13 protein-coding genes and 1 pseudogene are annotated in these 18,319 nt (G+C 71.3%); 12 read left to right on the top strand and 2 right to left on the bottom strand.

What is annotated here, in order from left to right; translation table 11 throughout:
* Nucleotides 1-129: 129 nt before the first annotated feature.
* Together ACFVV1_RS06155 and ACFVV1_RS06150 are read left to right on the top strand one after the other, a co-directional pair.
* Nucleotides 130-3,966, top strand: coding sequence for a glycosyltransferase (locus ACFVV1_RS06155; protein ID WP_389985222.1), 3,837 nt, complete (start codon nucleotides 130-132; stop codon nucleotides 3,964-3,966).
* Nucleotides 3,963-5,489 (top strand): DUF5719 family protein, encoded by a 1,527-nt coding sequence (locus ACFVV1_RS06150; RefSeq protein ID WP_389985218.1) that lies wholly within the window; start codon nucleotides 3,963-3,965, stop codon nucleotides 5,487-5,489. Before ACFVV1_RS06155 ends, ACFVV1_RS06150 begins: the two co-directional genes overlap by 4 nt.
* A gap of 42 nt (nucleotides 5,490-5,531) precedes the next feature.
* On the opposite strand, the gene ACFVV1_RS06145 is transcribed toward ACFVV1_RS06150, so the two are convergent.
* Entirely contained in the window at nucleotides 5,532-5,960 is a 429-nt protein-coding gene (locus ACFVV1_RS06145) for a metallopeptidase family protein (RefSeq protein ID WP_389986320.1), read from the bottom strand.
* A gap of 322 nt (nucleotides 5,961-6,282) precedes the next feature.
* On the opposite strand from ACFVV1_RS06145, the gene ACFVV1_RS06140 reads away from it, so the two are divergent.
* The 9 genes and pseudogenes from ACFVV1_RS06140 to ACFVV1_RS06100 all read left to right on the top strand — a co-directional run bounded on the left by ACFVV1_RS06140 (nucleotide 6,283) and on the right by ACFVV1_RS06100 (nucleotide 15,800).
* Entirely contained in the window at nucleotides 6,283-6,663 is a 381-nt protein-coding gene (locus tag ACFVV1_RS06140; protein ID WP_384451128.1) for a DUF3499 domain-containing protein, read from the top strand.
* A 124-nt stretch (nucleotides 6,664-6,787) separates the two neighbouring features.
* Nucleotides 6,788-7,812: pseudogene (locus ACFVV1_RS06135) on the top strand (L-lactate permease); the annotation flags it as partial.
* A 113-nt stretch (nucleotides 7,813-7,925) separates the two neighbouring features.
* Nucleotides 7,926-9,293, top strand: coding sequence for a phosphomannomutase/phosphoglucomutase (locus tag ACFVV1_RS06130; RefSeq protein ID WP_389985215.1), 1,368 nt, complete (start codon nucleotides 7,926-7,928; stop codon nucleotides 9,291-9,293).
* 208 nt (nucleotides 9,294-9,501) lie between these two features.
* Nucleotides 9,502-9,684, top strand: a complete 183-nt coding sequence (locus ACFVV1_RS06125; RefSeq protein WP_018552946.1) for a Trm112 family protein — start codon at nucleotides 9,502-9,504, stop codon at nucleotides 9,682-9,684.
* A 51-nt stretch (nucleotides 9,685-9,735) separates the two neighbouring features.
* Nucleotides 9,736-10,872: an SIS domain-containing protein gene (locus ACFVV1_RS06120; RefSeq protein WP_389985212.1), complete on the top strand. Its 1,137-nt coding sequence runs from the start codon at nucleotides 9,736-9,738 to the stop codon at nucleotides 10,870-10,872.
* Nucleotides 10,873-10,927: 55 nt separating this feature from the next.
* Nucleotides 10,928-12,109, top strand: coding sequence for a mannose-6-phosphate isomerase, class I (manA, locus tag ACFVV1_RS06115; RefSeq protein WP_389985209.1), 1,182 nt, complete (start codon nucleotides 10,928-10,930; stop codon nucleotides 12,107-12,109).
* Nucleotides 12,110-12,197: 88 nt separating this feature from the next.
* A complete protein-coding gene (locus ACFVV1_RS06110) occupies nucleotides 12,198-13,184 on the top strand; it encodes a cation diffusion facilitator family transporter (protein WP_389985206.1) in 987 nt (328 codons plus the stop codon).
* A gap of 345 nt (nucleotides 13,185-13,529) precedes the next feature.
* Nucleotides 13,530-14,987 carry an adenosylhomocysteinase gene (gene ahcY / locus ACFVV1_RS06105; RefSeq protein WP_389985204.1) on the top strand — a complete coding sequence of 486 codons (1,458 nt, stop codon included), beginning with the start codon at nucleotides 13,530-13,532 and terminating at the stop codon, nucleotides 14,985-14,987.
* 201 nt (nucleotides 14,988-15,188) lie between these two features.
* Nucleotides 15,189-15,800, top strand: coding sequence for a hypothetical protein (locus tag ACFVV1_RS06100; RefSeq protein WP_389985201.1), 612 nt, complete (start codon nucleotides 15,189-15,191; stop codon nucleotides 15,798-15,800).
* On the opposite strand, the gene ACFVV1_RS06095 is transcribed toward ACFVV1_RS06100, so the two are convergent.
* Nucleotides 15,797-16,735, bottom strand: a complete 939-nt coding sequence (locus ACFVV1_RS06095; protein ID WP_389985198.1) for an RDD family protein — start codon at nucleotides 16,733-16,735, stop codon at nucleotides 15,797-15,799. The two genes, ACFVV1_RS06100 and ACFVV1_RS06095, sit on opposite strands and share 4 nt — an antisense overlap.
* Nucleotides 16,736-16,855: 120 nt before the next feature.
* On the opposite strand from ACFVV1_RS06095, the gene ACFVV1_RS06090 reads away from it, so the two are divergent.
* Nucleotides 16,856-17,863, top strand: a complete 1,008-nt coding sequence (locus ACFVV1_RS06090; protein ID WP_389985195.1) for a stage II sporulation protein M — start codon at nucleotides 16,856-16,858, stop codon at nucleotides 17,861-17,863.
* Nucleotides 17,864-18,319 lie beyond the last annotated feature (456 nt).

Raw genomic sequence — 18,319 nt, 5'->3', positions numbered from 1 at the left:
ACGTGGTTATCCGTACCGTTAGTGTGGGGCTCCGTCCGAGACGCGCCAACGCCCCGACGGAGCGCGCGTGTACACCGATGCAGCCCCCGGGGGACGTCCCCCGGACCCGGCCGGAGGGCCCGTACCTCGATGTCCGTGCACAGCCAACCGACGGCGCCGTACGCGGCCGCCGCCGCCCCAGAGTTCCCCCGGCATGTCGTCACCGCCGTGCTCGTCTCCCATGACGGCGCACGCTGGCTGCCCGACGCGCTCGCCGGGCTGCTCGGGCAGGAACGCCCCGTACAGAACGTCGTCGCCGCCGACACCGGCAGCGCCGACGACTCCGCGCGGCTGGTCACCGAGGCGCTCGGCGCCGAACGTGTACTGCACCTCGCGCGTCGTACGAGCTTCGGCACCGCCGTCGACGAGGCGACCCGCACGGCCGGTGTCCTCACCTCCGAGGACCTGCCGTACCTGAAGCGCCCCAGCAGCTGGGACCCCGTCAGCAGGACCTGGCGCGACGACGCGTACGACCTGCCCGAACTGCCGCACGGCGAACCGGTGCAGTGGCTCTGGCTGCTCCACGACGACTGCGCACCCGAGCCCGACGCGCTCGCCGAGCTGCTGCGCGTCGTCGACGCCGACCCGCACGCCGCGATCGTCGGCCCCAAACTCCGCGGCTGGTACGACCGCAGGCAGCTGCTCGAAGTCGGCGTCTCCATCGCCAACAGCGGCCGCCGCTGGACCGGACTCGACCGGCGCGAGCAGGACCAGGGCCAGCACGACCAGATCCGTACCGTGCTCTCCGTATCCACCGCGGGCATGCTGATCCGCCGTGACATCTGGGAGGAGCTCGGCGGGTTCGACCGCAGGCTCCCGCTGATGCGTGACGACGTCGATCTGTGCTGGCGCGCCCACACCGCGGGACACCGGGTGCTCGTCGCCCCCGACGCCGTCCTCAGGCATGCCGAGGCCTCCGCCCGCGAGCGCCGCCCCATCGACTGCGCGGGACGCTCGGTCGCCTCCCCGCACCGCGTCGACAAGGCCGGCGCCGTCTACACGATGCTGGTCAACGCACGCGCCAAGGCACTGCCGTGGGTGATGCTCCGGCTCGTCGTCGGGACGCTGCTGCGTACCCTCGCCTATCTCGTCGGCAAGGTGCCCGGCCAGGCCGTCGACGAGGTCGCCGGGCTCTTCGGCACCCTGCTGCGCCCCGGACGGATCCTCTCGGCCCGGCGCAGCCGCGGCAGGGGCGCCGTCGACCAGGCCGAACTGCGCAGCCTCTTCCCGCCGCCCGGTGCCACCGTCCGTGCCACCGTCGAGCAGGTCGCCGGAAACTTCGGCAGCGGCTCCGACGCCGACGCGGGCGGCTCGCGGCACGGCGCCGTGGAGTCCGGTCCCGGCGGTGACGACGCCGACTTCCTGGAGATCGAGCAGTTCGCGCGGCTGAAGCGGATCGGGCGCAAGCCGGGCCCGGTGCTCTTCGCCATCCTGCTGTTCGTCTCGCTCGTCGCCTGCCGCGGCCTGCTCGGCGGCGGAGCGCTCGCGGGCGGCGCGCTGCTGCCCGCGCCCGCCGACGTCTCCACGCTGTGGGGCACGTACGCGGACGGCTGGCACCCGGTCGGCACCGGCGGCACGCAGACCGCGCCGCCCTATCTCGCCGTCCTCTCGGCGCTGTCCGCGCTGTTCCTCGGCTCGACCGGCTTCGCGCTCACGCTGCTGCTGGTCTGCTCGGTCCCGCTCGCCGGACTGACCGCGTACTTCGTGTCCAGGCCGCTGCTCGAATCAAGGCTGCTGCGGGCCTGGGCGAGCATCGCGTACGCCTTCCTGCCGGCGGCGACCGGCGCACTGGCGACCGGCCGCCTCGGCACCGCGGTCCTGGCCGTCCTGCTCCCGCTGATCGCCCGCGCCGCCGTCTCCGCGCACGGCATGCGGGCCGGCGGCGACGCACGCGGCAGCTGGCGCGCCACCTGGGCGTACGCCCTGCTCCTCACCTTCGCGATGGCGTTCACGCCCATCGTCTGGCCGCTCGCGGTGATCCTCGGCATCGGTGTGCTCGCACTGCGCCGCGACGACATCGTCGCGTACGGGCTCCGCTTCCTCGCCGCGATCGGCACGCCGCTGCTCGTCCTCGCGCCCTGGTCTCTCTCGCTCCTCAGCAGCCCCTCCGGCTTCCTGAAGGAGGCGGGCCCGGACATCGGTACGGGCACGGCCTCGGCACTCGATCTGCTCGGCATCAGCCCCGGCGGCCCCAAGGCCGCGGGCGGCGTGCTGCTGCTCGGCATCGTGTTCGCCGCGCTGGCCGCGCTGCTGCGCGGGGAGCGGCAGTTCGCGGTACGCACCGCGTGGGCCGTCGCACTCGTGGCGCTGGTCTTCGCCGCGCTCGCCAATGGCTCGGGCTGGGCGGGCCCCGCCACCCTCGTCTACGGCATCGCGCTGATCGCCGCCGCGCTGGTGGGCGCGGACGGGGCCCGGGTACGCGTCGCCGAGCTCAGCTTCGGCTGGCGCCAGCCCGTCGCCGCGCTGATCGCCCTCGCCGCGGGCCTCGCCCCGGTGCTGGCCGCCGCCGGCTGGATGATCGGCGGCGCCGCGGGCCCGCTGGGGCGCCGCGACCCCGTGCAGGTGCCGGCGTTCGTCGCGGAGGAGAGCGCCACCCGCGACCAGCCGCGCACCCTGGTCCTGGGCGGCACCTCGCCCGCCGCCGTCTCGTACACCCTGGTACGCGGCTCCGGCGCGCGGCTCGGCGACGCCGAACTGGCCGAGGCGGGCAGCGGCAACAGCCACCTCGACAAGGTCGTCGCCAACCTGGTCGCGGGCTCCGGCGCCGACCAGGGCAGCCAGCTCAGCGGCTTCGCGATCCGCTACGTACTGGTACGGGACGGCGCTCCGAAGGAGATGAGCCGGGTCCTCGACGCGACCCCGGGCCTCAGCAGGCTGAGCCAGCTGGACGGCAGCGCGCTGTGGCGGGTCGACCGGCAGGTCGCCCGCGTCATGATCGTCCCGTCCGGCGCCGACGCCGAACCGCTGCCCGTGGGCGCCCTCCCCGTCGAGGCGCACACCAAGATCCCCGCGGGCGGTTCCGGCCGGGTGCTGCGGATCGCGGATGCCGCCGACCCCGGCTGGCAGGCCACGCTGAACGGCCGGACGCTGACCCGTAAAACGGTCGACGGCTGGGCCCAGGGCTTCGAGCTCCCCGCCGAGGGCGGCACCCTGGACCTCACGTACGACGCCCCGCTCACCCACACGGCCTGGATCTGGGCCCAGAGCGCGCTGGCCGTGGTCCTGCTGGTCCTCGCCCTGCCGGGCCGCCGCCGGGAGATCGACGACGACCTGCCCGAGGAGGTCGTGACGGTCCCCGCGGAGCCGGTCGCGGGCGAGGGGCGCCGGGCACGCAGGCTCCGCGCGGCCGCCCAGGCGGAAGCGGAGCCGGAGCAGGCCGGGAGCGTGAGCGCCGAAGAGGCCCCGGACGCGGCGGGCCAGTACATCCCCGCCCAGCAGACCGCCGAGCCGCAGCCCCCTCAGCAGGCGCAGCCGGATCCGCAGCAGGGCGACGACCAGGACGTCTTCGCTCCGCAGGCCGACAGCGGTCAGTACGCGGCGGTGCCGCAGCAGCAGTACGGCCAATGGGACGCGCAGCAGTACCAGGGTGCCGACTACCAGCAGTACCAGGGCGAGCAGCAGTACCAGGACGGTCAGTACGGCACGCAGCACGAGCACCAGGCCGCCGCAGACCCGTACCAGCAGAACGCCTACGACCCGTACGGCTACGCCCAGCAGCAACAGCAGCAGTACGACCCACAGGCCCAGTACGACCCACAGGCCCAGTACGACCCGCAGGTCCCGCAGTACGACCCGCAGGCTTCCTACGACCCCCAGGCCGGCTACGGCGGGCAGGGCCCGTACGACCCGCAGAACCCCGACGAGAACCCCGCCCCGGGCCAGCACCCGTGGCCGACCGGTAACGCATCGCGAGGCGAGTCCGAGTGAAGTCCACCAGCCTGTCCCTCATCGCGGGCGCCGCAGCCCTCGCCGCCGTCACCGGATTCGCCGCGCTCACCGCGCCCGGCGACGGGGGTACGACGGCGGCGAAGGCCGCCACCCGGCTGCCGGTGGAACGGTCCAGCCTGCTCTGCCCGGCGCCCGGTCTCTCGGACCTCGCGGAGACGACGTACACGTCCTTCACCCCGGCGGGCGGCAGCGGCGGCGAGGCCGGCGCCGCCGAACTGATGCAGTCCATGTCCGCCACCGCTGACGGCACCACCGCCGAGGCCGGGAAGAAGGACGAGAAGGGCAAGAAGAAGGCGGATCCCGGAAAGCCGGTCGTCTCCCTCAAGGAGCCCGGCAAACCGGCCACCGCCGAGGCGTCCGGCGCCGATGCCCCCGCGCTCGTCGGCACCGCCACCGGACGTCTGGCCCCAGGCTGGACCACCCAGCAGACCACCACGGTCGAGGCGGGCGGCGCCCGCGGCCTGCTCGGCGTCAGCTGCACCGGACCCGACACGGACTTCTGGTTCCCGGCCGCGAGCACCGCGAAGTCCCGCGAGGACTACGTCCACCTCACCAACCCGGACGACACCGCGGCCGTCGCCGACATCGAGCTGTACGGTCCGGACGGCACCCTCAAGTCCGATGTGGGCGAGGGCATCACGGTGCCCGCCCGATCCAGTGTCCCGGTCCTGATCTCCACGCTGACCAGCAAGGCGGCCGAGGACGTGACCGTCCACGTCACCACCCGTACCGGACGCGTCGGCGCGGTCGTCAGGACCGCGGACGAGGAGACGGGCAGCGACTGGCTGGCCGCCTCGGCCGACCCGGCGGGCACCCTGGTGCTCCCCGGCATTCCGGCGGACGCCACCTCGGTCCGTCTGGTGGCCTTCGCACCCGGCGAAGGCGACGCCGATCTGAAGGTGAAACTTCTCGGCAAGAACGGCGCGATCTCCCCGGCCGGGCACGAGGAGCTCCACGTCAAGTCGAGGATGACCGCGGGCGTCGACCTGAAGGACATCACCAGGGGCGAAGGCGGCTCCCTGCTGCTGACCCCGGCCGACGGCGGAAAGGGCACCCCGGTGGTGGCCGCGCTGCGCGTGGTCCGCGGCAAGGGCGACGGGCAGGAGGTCGGCTACATCCCGGCGACCGGTCCGGTGGGCGCGCAGGCGACCGCGGCCGACAACCGGGCCAAGGGATCGACCCTCTCGCTCACCGCGCCGGGCGCCACCGCCACCGTGAAGGTCATCGCCTCCGGGGGCAGCGAGGGCGGCGAACAGACCGCCAAGACATACACGGTCAAGGGCGGCACGACGCTCGCGGTGACCCCGCCCGTACCGGCCGGGCTCAAGGGCGGCTACGCGCTGACGGTCCGGACGGAGTCGGGCGGCCCGGTCCACGCCGCACGCACGCTCAGCCTCCCGCGGGACGGCGTCCAGATGTTCACCGTGCAGACCCTGTCGGACGACGGCGGAACGGTCGAGGTACCCGCGGTCGAACAGGACCTGTCGGTCCTGGACGACTGAACCGGCGGTACGGGTGGGCGGGGGCCGGCCGCCCTGCCGGGCCTACTCCTGCCCGTACCGCGGATCCACCGACTCCGGCGACAGCCCGAGCAGCTCCGCGACCTGCTCCACCACGACCTCGTGCACCAGCAGGGCGCGCTCGTCGCGGCTCTTGGTACGGATCTCGACGGGCCGCCGGTAGATGACGATCTGCGCGGGCCGGTCCTTCTTCGCGGAGACCGCGCGCCCCAGCGGAACGGTCTCCTCCTGCGTCCCCGGCACGTCGAGCACCATGAAGTCGACCTCGGCCAGCTGCGGCCAGCGCCGCTCCAGCCGCTCCACCGAGTCCTGCACGAGATCACGGAAGTTCTCCGCCCTGCTGGCCGAGAGCGGCACCTGGGGCGGGGCGACGGGCCCGCGCATGCCGCGGCCATGGCGGTCACGACGGCGCGGGCGCGGCTCGGACGGGTGGGGCGGTACGGGACTGTCCATCACTGACGCAGGGTAACTCTCCGCCGGGCAGGCGGATCGCCGCTCCCTGACAGGGCGTCGGCATGTCCAATCCTGAACAATCCGGCCAAGCCGGAGCCCGTTTCAGGCCCTGCTCCTGACCGTTGGTCTCTTGGTGAATGACAGCTTTTGTGCCGAGTGGTGACCGGAATCGTTGCCGGTACGACCTGTGCTTCTGTCTTCCTCCGCAGGTCAGGAGCGCTGCCCCGAAGGCGGCCGGGCCGGCGGCCACAGGGCGACACGGTGGGGTGACCTGAGGGAGAGTCGTCGCAGCCCGCTCAAGAGTGCGGTACCGTCCAACATCGTGAGCCCTGTACGTCGCTGTTCGCGCACCGCGTGCGGCCGCCCTGCCGTCGCGACACTGACGTACGTCTATGCCGACTCGACTGCGGTCCTCGGCCCGCTCGCCACCTACGCCGAGCCCCACTGCTACGACCTCTGCGCCGAGCACAGTGAGCGGCTGACCGCGCCACGTGGCTGGGAAGTCGTCAGGCTCTCCGACCCCTCCGCCCCCACCCGCCCCAGCGGCGACGATCTCGAAGCGCTCGCCAATGCCGTACGGGAAGCCGCGCGGCCGCACGACCGCGGTGGCGACGGCAGGAGCGGTGGCGGCCCGCAGACCGCGGATCCGATGGAGGTCGCGCGCCGCGGCCATCTGCGGGTGCTGCGCTCACCGGACTCCTGAGTGCGGCGTGCCGGACGGCACGCCTCGCCTGCGGTTCCCGCTGATCTCCCGTTCACGTTCTCAGGTACGGGTCATTGACCTGAACTTGTCGTGCACACAACCATTTCCTCACCCGTGAGGATCTGCCCTCCTCGTACCGCTGCTCCTGGTCTTCCTGGTCTTCCTGGTCTTCCTGGTGGACGGACGGCGCGGGCTGCGCGAGACCTGGCTGCCCGCGCTCGTCTGCGGAGCCGCCTTCGCCGCGGCTCGGTTCGCCGCGTCCAACTACGTCTCCGCCCGACTCGCCGACATCGGCGCCGCACTGGTGGGAGCGGCGGCGCTCATGGCCGTCCCCGGGGCACGCAGGCCGGCCGAGGAACCGGTACGTACGGCGGTCCTGAGGGCGTACGGAGCGCGGAGCTCGACGACGAGGACCCGCACCGCGAGGTGCTGCGCACCTACGCCCCGTACGCCCTCATCGTCGCCGTCTTCTCCGTCGCCCGGATCCCGCCGGTCAAGGAACTGCCGGCGGAGGCGACCCGGGTCTTCGACCGGCCGTTCCTCGACGTCGCGAACCCCGCGGGCGAGCCCGTCGGCGCCAGCCTCTTCACCCTCCCGGCCATCGCCCCCGGCGGCACCCTCGCGCTGCTGGCCGGCCTGGTCACCGCCGGCGTGCTCGGCGTACGACCCCGGGACGCGGCGCGCGAGTGGACGGGCACGGTGCGTGAAATGCGGTACGCGATCCTCACCGTGACCTCCGTACTGGCACTCGCGTACGTCATGAACCTCTCCGGGCAGGCCGCCACGATCAGCCAGTTCGTGGCCGCGGCGGGCGCCGGACCCGCCTTCGTCTCCCCGGTGCTCGGCTGGTTCGGCGTCGCCGTCCCCGGCTCCGGCACCTCCGCGAACGCCCTCTTCGGTGCGCTCCAGGTCTCGGCGGCCCGCGAATCGGGCCTGTCACCGGAACTGCTCGCCGTGGCCAACAGCTCCGGCGGGGTACTCGGCAAGATGATCTCCCCGCAGAACCTGACGATCGCGTGCGCGGCGGTCGGCCTGGCCGCATGGGAGGGCGACCTGTTGTGCAAGGTACTGCCGTGGAGTCCGGGGCTGCTGTTGGTGATGTGCCTGATCGTGCCGGCACAGAGCACGGCGGCGGCCCGGATGCTGCCCCGAGCGGCACGGCGCTCAACCCCGCCTCACCGCGGTATCGCAGACCCCGCGGTCCGCCTGAACCGCCGCCGGGTAGTTTGGGCGGACCGCAGAATTCTCAGGAGGACCGGCCCGTGGCTGCTGATCTGTCGCAGATCGTCAAGGCGTACGACGTACGCGGGGTGGTCCCCGACCAGTGGGACGAATCGCTGGCCGAACAGTTCGGGGCGGCATTCGTCGAGGTCACGGGCGCGGACGCGATCGTGATCGGCCACGACATGCGGCCCTCGTCGCCCGGCCTCTCGGGAGCCTTCGCACGCGGCGCTGTGGCGCGCGGCGCGCACGTCACACTGATCGGCCTCTGCTCGACCGACCAGCTGTACTTCGCCTCCGGCAGCCTCGGTCTCCCCGGCGCGATGTTCACCGCCTCGCACAACCCGGCGCAGTACAACGGCATCAAGCTCTGCCGGGCGGGCGCCGCACCCGTGGGCCAGGACACCGGTCTCTCCGAGATCCGCGCCCTGGTCGAGAAGTGGTCCGAGACCGGCGCGCCGCGACCGGCGGCCGCCCCCGGCACCGTCACCCGGCGCGAAACGCTCACCGACTACGCCGCGCACCTGCTGTCGCTGGTGGACCTCGCGTCGATCCGCCCGCTGAAGGTCGTCATCGACGCGGGCAACGGCATGGGCGGCCACACCGTCCCGACCGTCTTCGCGAACCTTCCCGTCCACCTCGTACCGATGTACTTCGAGCTGGACGGCACGTTCCCCAACCACGAGGCCAACCCGCTCGACCCGAAGAACCTCGTCGACCTCCAGGCCCGCGTCGTGGCCGAGGGCGCCGACCTGGGCCTCGCCTTCGACGGCGACGCCGACCGCTGCTTCGTCGTGGACGAACGCGGTGCGGGCGTCTCCCCGTCCGCGATCACCGCCCTGGTCGCGGCCCGGGAACTCGCCCGCAACGGTGGGAAGGGCACCGTCATCCACAACCTGATCACCTCCCTCACGGTCCCCGAGGTCGTCCGCGAGAACGGCGGCACCCCGGTCCGTACCCGCGTGGGCCACTCCTTCATCAAGGCGGAGATGGCCGAGCACGGCGCGATCTTCGGCGGTGAACACTCCGCGCACTACTACTTCCGCGACTTCTGGAACGCCGATACGGGCATGCTCGCCGCGCTCCACGTCCTGGCCGCGCTGGGCGGCCAGCCGGGCACGCTGTCGGAACTGGTCGCGCAGTACGACCGCTACTCCGGATCCGGCGAGATCAACTCCACGGTCACCGACCAGGTGGGCCGCACGGCAGCGGTACGTGACGCCTTCGCGAGCCGCGACGGAGTCACGACCGACGACGTCGACGGTCTGACTGTCACGGCCCCGGACTGGTGGTTCAACCTGCGCGCCTCCAACACGGAACCCCTGCTCCGCCTGAACGTCGAGGCCCGTGACGAACAGACGATGACGGCGGTACGGGACGAGGTACTGGCACTGGTCCGGGCCGCGTAGGACATTTTTCAGCCTCGCCGGCGTTTGAGGCCCGGGGTCCGGGGCACCGCCCCGGTTTCGGGAAGGGGCGGGTAGGGGACAGGCCCGCCGCAGGCGCCCCGGCCCCACCCCCGCCCCGGCCGCGCCCCCCGTACCCCGGCGGTAGGCTGACGTCGCCTGATCCGCGTGAACCCAATCGCTTGTTCGAATGCTTGAAGGGACTCACCCCATGCCGCTCGAAGCCGGCCTTCTGGAGATCCTCGCCTGCCCGGCCTGTCACTCTCCGCTCGACGACCGGTCGGCGGCCGACAGCCCCGAACTCGTCTGCACCGGCAAGGACTGCGGCCTGGCCTACCCGGTACGGGACGGCATCCCCGTCCTCCTCGTCGACGAGGCCCGTCGTCCCGCGTAACGGCATCCGCATCCCGCACGGTGATCAGCACGTGATCGGAGGACCGTCCCCATGCTCGACGAGTCGCTGCTCGACGCCCCGGAATCCCTGGCCCGAGCCGACCGCCGCGGACTGCTCCGCGGCGCCGCCGAGGCCGGGGCCCGGGTCCGCTCCGCCGCCCGGCACGCGGCGGAGGCCGGGATCGCCGCACTGAACCCGGAAGGCCGCCCCCGCGCCGTACTCGTCGCGGGTTCCGGCACCGCCGCGTCCGGCGTCGCCGACCTGATCACCGCCCTGGCAGGCGCCTCCGCGCCCGTCACCCGCATCCGCCCCACCGGGGTCGCCCCGGCCGCGGGCGCGATGCGCTGGACGCTGCCCGGCTGGGCCGGCTCCGTCGACCTGCTGCTGATCGTCACGGCCGACGGTTCCGAGCCGGGCCTCTCCCTCCTCGCCGAACAGGCATACCGCCGCGGCTGCAGCGTCGTCGCCGTCGCCCCCCACCGGTCACCGCTGCGCGAGGCGACCGACGGGGTACACGGACTCGTCGTACCGATGGCCACCGCCCCGCACGGGGAGTACGACGCCGAGACGTCGGCGGCGGGCCCCGGCACGCTCTGGGCCCTGTTCACCCCGCTGCTCGCACTGCTCGACCGGGTCGGCCTGGTCACCGCACCCGCCGAGGCGCTGCAGGGCGTCGCCGACCGCCTGGACCGCACCGCGGAACGCTGCGGTCCGGCCATCGCCACGTACAGCAACCCGGCCAAGACCCTCGCTGCTGAACTCGCCGACAGCCTGCCCCTCATCTGGACGGAGGGCGACGCGGCGGCCCCGGTCGGCCGGAGATTCGCGGCAGTCCTGGCCGAGCTGTCCGGCCGCCCGGCCCTCGCCGCAGAGCTCCCCGAGGCGCTGCCCGCCCACGGCGCGCTTCTGGCGGGCACATTCGCCGCCGGGGCCGACCCCGACGACTTCTTCCGCGACCGGGTCGACGAGGCGGAACCCCTGCACGCCCGCGTCGTACTGCTCCGCGACCGCCCCTCCGGCGGCCTGAGCGCCGGCCTTGCCGCGCGTGAACTGGCCCTCGGTCACGACACGGCGATCAGCGAACTCGAACCGGAGGAGGGCACCGAACTCGAAGCCCTCGCCGAACTCCTCGCGGTCACCGACTTCGCCGCCGTCTACTTGGCACTGGCGTCGGCAGCCCGCGCCTGACGTGAGCGCCCACCGGTACGCCACCCCCGATCCACGCACCTGACAAGGACAACCCATGGACCGGCTCTCCAACACCGTGCGCCCTTACGCCTGGGGTTCCACCACGGCCATCCCCGAGCTGCTCGGCATCGCACCCACCGGCGAACCCCAGGCAGAGATGTGGATGGGCGCCCACCCCGGAGCCCCCTCCCGTCTCACCCGTACAACCGCCGCCGGAGAGGCCGGCCCCGAGCAGCCCCTCACCGAGGTCATCGCCGCCGACCCCGAGCGCGAACTGGGCCGGGCTACGGCCGAAAAGTTCGGCCCCCGCCTGCCCTTCCTCCTCAAACTGCTCGCCGCCGGCGCCCCGCTCTCCCTCCAGGTCCACCCCGACCTCGCACAGGCGAAGCAGGGGTACGAGGACGAGGAGCGCCGGTCCGTCCCGATCGACGCACCCCACCGCACGTACAAGGACGCCAACCACAAGCCCGAGCTGATCTGCGCGCTCACCCCCTTCGCCGGCCTGTGCGGCTTCCGCAGGCCCACCGAGGCGGCCGAGACGATGGCGGCGCTCGGCGTCGATTCCCTCAAGCCGTACGTCGACCTCCTCGGCGCCCACCCCGAAGAGGCGGCCCTGCGAGAGGTCCTCACCGCGATCCTCGGCGCCGACCCGGCGGAGATGGCCGAAACGGTGAACCAGGCAGCCGTGGCCGCCGAACGCCTCGGCGGCGCCCACGCCCCGTACGCCCGCATCGCCCACCACTTCCCCGGCGACCCCGGTGTCATCGCGGCCATGCTGCTGAACTACGTAGAACTCCAGCCCGGCGAGGCCCTCTTCCTCGGCGCCGGCGTTCCGCACGCCTACCTCGACGGCCTCGGCGTCGAGATCATGGCCAACTCCGACAATGTGCTGCGCTGCGGACTCACGCCCAAACACATCGACGTACCGGAACTCCTGCGCATCGTCCGCTTCGAGGCGACCGACCCCGGCGTCCTGCGCCCCGAGGCGTCCCCTTCCGGCGAGGAACTGTACGAGACGCCCGTGGACGAATTCCGGCTCTCGCGCTTCGACCTGTCGCCCGGCGCCGACCCCGTCGACCTGACCAGGGACACCCCGCAGATCCTGCTCTGCACCGCGGGCGCCCCGAAGGCGGGCACGCTCGGCCTCACACCCGGCGCCTCGGTCTTCGTACCCTCCGGCGAGAGAATCGAAGTATCCGGTACGGGAACTCTGTTCCGCGCCACAGTGGTGGCCTGAGGCACCGTCCGCACCAGCTGGCTGCAACAATGTCCGGCCGTACCGCGGCGCCAGGGCCGCAGCACCTAAGAAGGGACACCAGGCACCCATGAGTGCGTCAGGCGGAACCAAGGCGATCGTGGCGGCACTCAGCGCCAACCTCGCGATCGCAGTGGCCAAATTCGTGGCGTTCCTGTTCAGTGGCTCGTCGTCGATGCTCGCGGAGAGCGTCCACTCGGTCGCCGACTCGGGCAACCAGGGCCTGCTGCTGCTCGGCGGCAAGAAGGCGCAGCGCGAAGCCACCCCCCAGCACCCCTTCGGCTACGGCCGCGAGCGCTACATCTACGCCTTCCTCGTCTCCATCGTGCTGTTCTCGGTCGGCGGCATGTTCGCGGTGTACGAGGGCTACGAGAAGATCAAGCACCCGCACGAGATCGAGGCCTGGTACTGGCCGGTCGGCGTGCTCGTCTTCGCGATCATCGCCGAGGGCTTCTCCTTCCGTATGGCCATCAAGGAGTCCAACCAGACCCGCGGGTCGCTCTCCTGGAAGGAGTTCATCCGCCGTGCCAAGGCACCCGAACTCCCCGTCGTCCTCCTGGAGGACTTCGGCGCGCTGATCGGTCTTGTGCTCGCCCTCGCGGGCGTCGGTCTGGCTCTCGCGACCGGCAACGGTGTCTGGGACGGTATCGGCACCCTCTGTATCGGCGTCCTGCTGATCGTCATCGCGATCGTCCTCGCAGCCGAGACGAAGTCCCTCCTGCTCGGCGAGGCCGCAGGTACAGACGAGGTCGAGAAGATCAAGTCCGCGCTCGTCGACGGCGACACGGTCACCGGCGTCATCCACATGCGCACGCTCCACCTCGGCCCGGAAGAGCTGCTGGTCGCCGCCAAGATCGCGGTACAGCACGACGACACGGCCACCGAAGTGGCCAACGCCATCAACGCCGCCGAGACCCGAATCCGCGCAGCCGTCCCGATCGCCCGGGTCATCTATCTGGAACCGGACATCTACAGCGAGGCGGCCGCTGCAGCCGGCACCAACCCCGGCAAGACCCCGGGCGGAGCCCCGAACTCCCCGACGTCCTCCGACCACTGACCCACCCACGTACTCCTACGGCCCCAAGCACACCTCCCGTCCCAACCGCCTCCCGTCTGTGTCCCCTCCAGCAACCTCTCCCGCCCTCTCCCGCCCTCTCCCGGTGCGGCCCTCCCGGCCACCTTCCTTCCCGGGCGGGCTGGGAGCGGCCGGGCCGGTCGGTGTAGATTCGATGGCAGTGTCAGACGTCGCTGCTGATGGCGGTCGATCGGTCCGTATGCGCGGACCGGCCGAGGGAGAGAGGGCCTCCGACGGACTGTGCTGCGAGCGCCCGGGCATTCGTGTGCCCGCCGCCGCAGAGCCAGCCGTGCCCACCTCGACACCCATCACGAGGAGCAGCCCGTTATGACAACGGTCGCCAATCGACAGGACTTCAAGGTCGCCGACCTCTCCCTCGCGACCTTCGGCCGCAAGGAGATCACCCTCGCCGAGCACGAGATGCCCGGCCTGATGTCGATCCGCAAGGAGTACGCCGCCACGCAGCCGCTGGCCGGTGCCCGCATCACCGGTTCGCTGCACATGACCGTGCAGACCGCCGTGCTGATCGAGACCCTGGTCGCCCTCGGCGCCGAGGTCCGCTGGGCCTCCTGCAACATCTTCTCCACCCAGGACCACGCCGCCGCGGCCATCGCCGTGGGCCCGAACGGCACCCCGGACGCCCCCGCCGGCGTCCCGGTCTTCGCCTGGAAGGGCGAGACGCTCGAAGAGTACTGGTGGTGCACCGAGCAGGCCCTGACCTGGCCGAACACCCCCACCGGCGGCCCGAACATGATCCTCGACGACGGCGGTGACGCCACCCTCCTCGTCCACAAGGGTGTCGAGTTCGAGAAGGCCGGCGCGGCCCCGGACCCGTCGACGGCGGACAGTGAGGAGTACGCCCACATCCTCACGCTCCTCAACCGCACCCTCGGTGAGAGCCCGCAGAAGTGGACCCAGCTCGCCTCCGAGATCCGCGGCGTGACCGAGGAGACCACCACCGGTGTCCACCGCCTGTACGAGATGCACCGCGACGGCACCCTCCTCTTCCCGGCGATCAACGTCAACGACGCCGTCACCAAGTCCAAGTTCGACAACAAGTACGGCTGCCGCCACTCCCTGATCGACGGCATCAACCGCGCCACCGACACCCTCATCGGCGGCAAGACCGTGGTCGTCTGCGGCTACGGCGACGTCGGTAAGGGCTGCGCGGAGTCGCTGCGCGGCCAGGGCGCCCGCGTGATCATCACCGAGATCGACCCGATCTGCGCGCTGCAGGCAGCGATGGACGGCTACCAGGTGACCACCCTCGACGAGGTCGTCGACAAGGCCGACATCTTCGTCACCACGACGGGCAACAAGGACATCATCATGGCCGCCGACATGGCCAAGATGAAGCACCAGGCCATCGTCGGGAACATCGGCCACTTCGACAACGAGATCGACATGGCCGGCCTGGCGAAGATCGACGGCATCGTCAAGGACGAGGTCAAGCCGCAGGTCCACACCTGGACGTTCCCCGACGGCAAGGTCCTCATCCTGCTGTCCGAGGGCCGCCTGCTGAACCTGGGCAACGCGACCGGCCACCCGTCGTTCGTGATGTCCAACTCGTTCGCGGACCAGACCCTGGCCCAGATCGAGCTGTACACCAAGCCCGAGGAGTACCCGACCGACGTCTACGTGCTGCCCAAGCACCTGGACGAGAAGGTCGCCCGTCTCCACCTCGACGCGCTCGGCGTGAAGCTCACGACGCTCCGCCCCGAGCAGGCCGCCTACATCGGCGTCGAGGTCGAAGGCCCGTACAAGCCCGACCACTACCGCTACTGATCCGCTCCTGATCCCGCCCGTCAGCGGCCGCACACGTCACCACCGGACCACCGGTCAGTGATGACTGTGGTCAGTGACCACCGGCCGCTGACAGACGGAACAACCCTCAGCAGCAGCTACGAGCGCAGGCCCCCGCACCCCCGTGTCGGGGGCCTGCGCCCGTACCGCACCCGCTCAGCCCGAGGAACCTCGAAGGACCCCATGCCCCGCGGTCGATATTCGCTCCACGATCTTCACGATCAGACCCTCCTCGGCGAAGAACACTTCCAGTGCGCCCCCGGCCCTTCCGGCTGGCGCTATGTCTCCCAGATCACCGCTCCTTCCGGCGACCACCTCGGTTCCGTCGACCTGACCCTCGACGAACTGGGCCGCCCCATCCGCCTCGAACTCCACGCCGCGAGCTGGCAGGTCCGCGGCGCCGCCCTCGAAGGCGTCACGTGGGTCCGTACCGATCCGACCGGTACTCATGCCACCGAAGGCAATGTGCGCGCCCACGCCTTCACCGGCACTTCCCCCGCATTCCTCATCGCGACCTCACGACTTCTGCGCCTCACCCCCGATTCCCCCGCGACCCGCGTCCGCCTGGTCGCCTTCACGGACCCGGTCCTCGCCCCCCGCACCGTCGACCAGTCCTGGGCCCTGGTGAACAGTGAAGCGCACGCCACTGACAACGGCCCTCTGACTGTGGACGAATACCAGGTCAGCGCCCTGGACACCGGTGAACAGCACACCGTCCACATCGCCGGCGACGTGGTCCTCTCGGCACCCGGGATCGAGCTCGAAGACCTGGAAAACCCACCCTCACCGCGCTAGGCGGGCGGCGCGAACCCCGTCGCAGCAGGCGCCGCCCCGCCCTCCTTTGCCACCGGGACGACGGGAGCACCTGCCCCCGTACCTCCCGCAGGCGGCACGGACCCCACCTGCGAGGACCCGACGGCCCGCCCCTCCAGCACCCCGCTTCCCGCCTGCGCGGCACCGAACTGCGGGTCACCGTCCCGAGCAGCGACGAACACCCGCCGCGCATCCCGCGCCTGCCGTTCGTTCACCACCGCCGCCAGATACGCCCCGGCCGGCACCCCCTCGGGCACCGGAACCCCTGTCCGCGTCGCCAGCTCCACGGCCAGCCGCTCCGCCATCGACCGGCCCACCTGCGCGTCGAGCTGATGCATCCGCGTCAGGTACTGCCGTATCGCCAGCCACAGACCGTCCGGCACCGCCGACAGATCCAGACCCGCGAACCGCCCGACCAACCACGGCGGCGGAGGCGGCACAGCAGCCGCCCGCCCAGCAGGCACCCGCTCCCGTACGACAAGCGTTCCCGCGAACACGTCCCCGAGCCGCCGACCCCGTGCCGACACCAGCGAAGCGATACAGGCGACAGTCCCGAGCGTCATCAGAATCTCGACGACCCCCATGGCCCCGCGCACCAGCGCATGCCGGAAACGGATCGGCCCCCCGTCGTCCCGTACCACGCGCAGCCCGCAGGCCAGCTTCCCCAGCGAACGCCCATGGCTGAGGGTCTCCACCGCGATCGGCCCGCCCACGAGCACCAGCAGAAAGGCCGCCACGGACACCGCCGCGAGTGCCGCTTCGTCCAGCGTCGCCGTCGCCATGGCCAAGCCGATCGACACCAGGACGAACGCCGCCCCCACCACGGCAAGGTCGATAGCCAGCGCCAGCGCCCGGCTCGGCAACTTCGCAGGCCGCAGCCCCAACACGACCGCGTCCCCGGTCACGAGCTCATTCATCGCCGCCCCATCCTTCGCCGGTCTTCCCTGCCCCTCGGGACCTCAGTCTGCCAAGCTGACCCGCAACGCGCCGCCGTAGTACGAACCCGTACGCACCCATGCCTGGAGCAGCAGCCGCCCATGGACCTCGACGTCTTCGTGATCACCCACCGCACCGAGTGGGACCGCCTGGATCAGCTTCTGCACCGCGGGCGCCGTCTCACAGGCGAGGAAGCCGACGAGCTCGTCGAGCTCTACCAGCGCACGGCCACCCATCTCTCCCTTCTCCAGTCCAGCACCCCGGACCCGATACTCACCGCGCGCCTCACCCAGCTCGTCGCCCGCGCCCGATCCACGGTGACAGGCACCCGCCGAGCCTCCTGGCGTGACGCCACGCGCTTCCTGACCACCGGCTTCCCCGCCGCGGTCTACCGATCCAGGCACTGGTGGATACCCACGGCCGTCCTCTCCACTTTGCTGGCCGCAGTCATCGGCTGGTGGATAGGTACGCATCCGGAAGTCCAGTCGGCCATCGCGGCCCCGGACGACCTCCGCCGACTGACCAGCCCCGGCGGGGAGTACGAGACCTATTACTCCAGCCACCCGGCCGCGTCATTCGCCGCCCAGGTATGGACGAACAACGCCCAGGCCGCAGCCATGTGCCTGGTCCTGGGAGCGTTCCTGGGCATCCCGGTGATCTGGATCCTCTTCGTCAACGTGCTCAACCTCGGGGTCGGCATCGGCCTGATGTCCTCAGCCGGCCGCCTCGACACCTTTCTGGGACTGGTCCTCCCGCACGGTCTGTTGGAACTCACCGCCGTCTTTGTCGCAGCGGGTACGGGCCTGCGCCTCGGCTGGACGGTCATCGACCCGGGCCCGCAGACCCGCCGCTCGGCCCTCGCGCAGCAGGGCCGAGCGGCGATGGGCATGGCCATCGGCCTCGCTCTGGTCCTGTTCGTCTCGGGCGTCATCGAAGGCTTCGTCACCCCTTCCGGTCTCCCGACCTGGGGGCGCATCACCATCGGCATCACGGCCGAGCTGGCCTTCCTCGCGTACGTCTACGTCCTGGGCGGCCGCGCAGCCCGCGCAGGCGACGGGGGCGACATCGATCCCACGGAACGCAGCGCCGAACTCCCCGCCGCGGCCTGATGTGCGTACACCCGCCCTGACCTGCTAGTCTCCTCTTCGCCCCAAGAGACCGTTGACACGGACGAACTGGGGAGGTAGATTCTAACGGTTGAGTCGAACTGGACAGGTTCGATCCCAGCAGTTAACGTCTTCCTCGCTCTCAACGGAGATGGAATCTCCGCAGAGCCGTTGATTCTCTTATTCCGGGTCATGCAGCCGATCGATTCGGCTGAATGGTTCTGGTAAAGTCGAGTCAGCCGAAAGGCAAGGCCATTCCAAAGGCCATCAGAATTCAAATTCGAACCGGAAACGGAACGAAAAAGAGTCTGGTAAGGTTGGAGCCGCAGGAAAGGGAAACGCGAAAGCGAAGAACTGGAAAGCAACCCCCGCTTCGACCGGGAATCGGACACGAAAGAGTCTGATAGAGTCGGAAACGCAAGACCGAAGGGAAAAGCCCGGAGGAAAGCCCCAGAGAGT

It is taken from the genome of Streptomyces sp. NPDC058092 (assembly GCF_042884935.1).
GTDB lineage: Bacteria > Actinomycetota > Actinomycetes > Streptomycetales > Streptomycetaceae > Streptomyces.
The sequence above is the reverse complement of the archived record's forward strand: the minus strand, read 5'-3'. Positions and strand labels throughout refer to the sequence as shown.

What these genes read in the sequence shown, in the direction of transcription:
- ACFVV1_RS06120 (WP_389985212.1), top strand. Translation starts at nt 9,736, where the DNA reads ATGCTCGACGAGTCGCTGCTCGACGCCCCGGAATCCCTGGCCCGAGCC.
- ACFVV1_RS06110 (WP_389985206.1), top strand. Translation starts at nt 12,198, where the DNA reads ATGAGTGCGTCAGGCGGAACCAAGGCGATCGTGGCGGCACTCAGCGCC.
- ACFVV1_RS06145 (WP_389986320.1), bottom strand. Translation starts at nt 5,960, where the DNA reads ATGGACAGTCCCGTACCGCCCCACCCGTCCGAGCCGCGCCCGCGCCGT.
- ACFVV1_RS06095 (WP_389985198.1), bottom strand. Translation starts at nt 16,735, where the DNA reads ATGAATGAGCTCGTGACCGGGGACGCGGTCGTGTTGGGGCTGCGGCCT.
- ACFVV1_RS06125 (WP_018552946.1), top strand. Translation starts at nt 9,502, where the DNA reads ATGCCGCTCGAAGCCGGCCTTCTGGAGATCCTCGCCTGCCCGGCCTGT.
- ahcY (WP_389985204.1), top strand. Translation starts at nt 13,530, where the DNA reads ATGACAACGGTCGCCAATCGACAGGACTTCAAGGTCGCCGACCTCTCC.
- ACFVV1_RS06100 (WP_389985201.1), top strand. Translation starts at nt 15,189, where the DNA reads ATGCCCCGCGGTCGATATTCGCTCCACGATCTTCACGATCAGACCCTC.
- ACFVV1_RS06155 (WP_389985222.1), top strand. Translation starts at nt 130, where the DNA reads ATGTCCGTGCACAGCCAACCGACGGCGCCGTACGCGGCCGCCGCCGCC.
- manA (WP_389985209.1), top strand. Translation starts at nt 10,928, where the DNA reads ATGGACCGGCTCTCCAACACCGTGCGCCCTTACGCCTGGGGTTCCACC.
- ACFVV1_RS06090 (WP_389985195.1), top strand. Translation starts at nt 16,856, where the DNA reads ATGGACCTCGACGTCTTCGTGATCACCCACCGCACCGAGTGGGACCGC.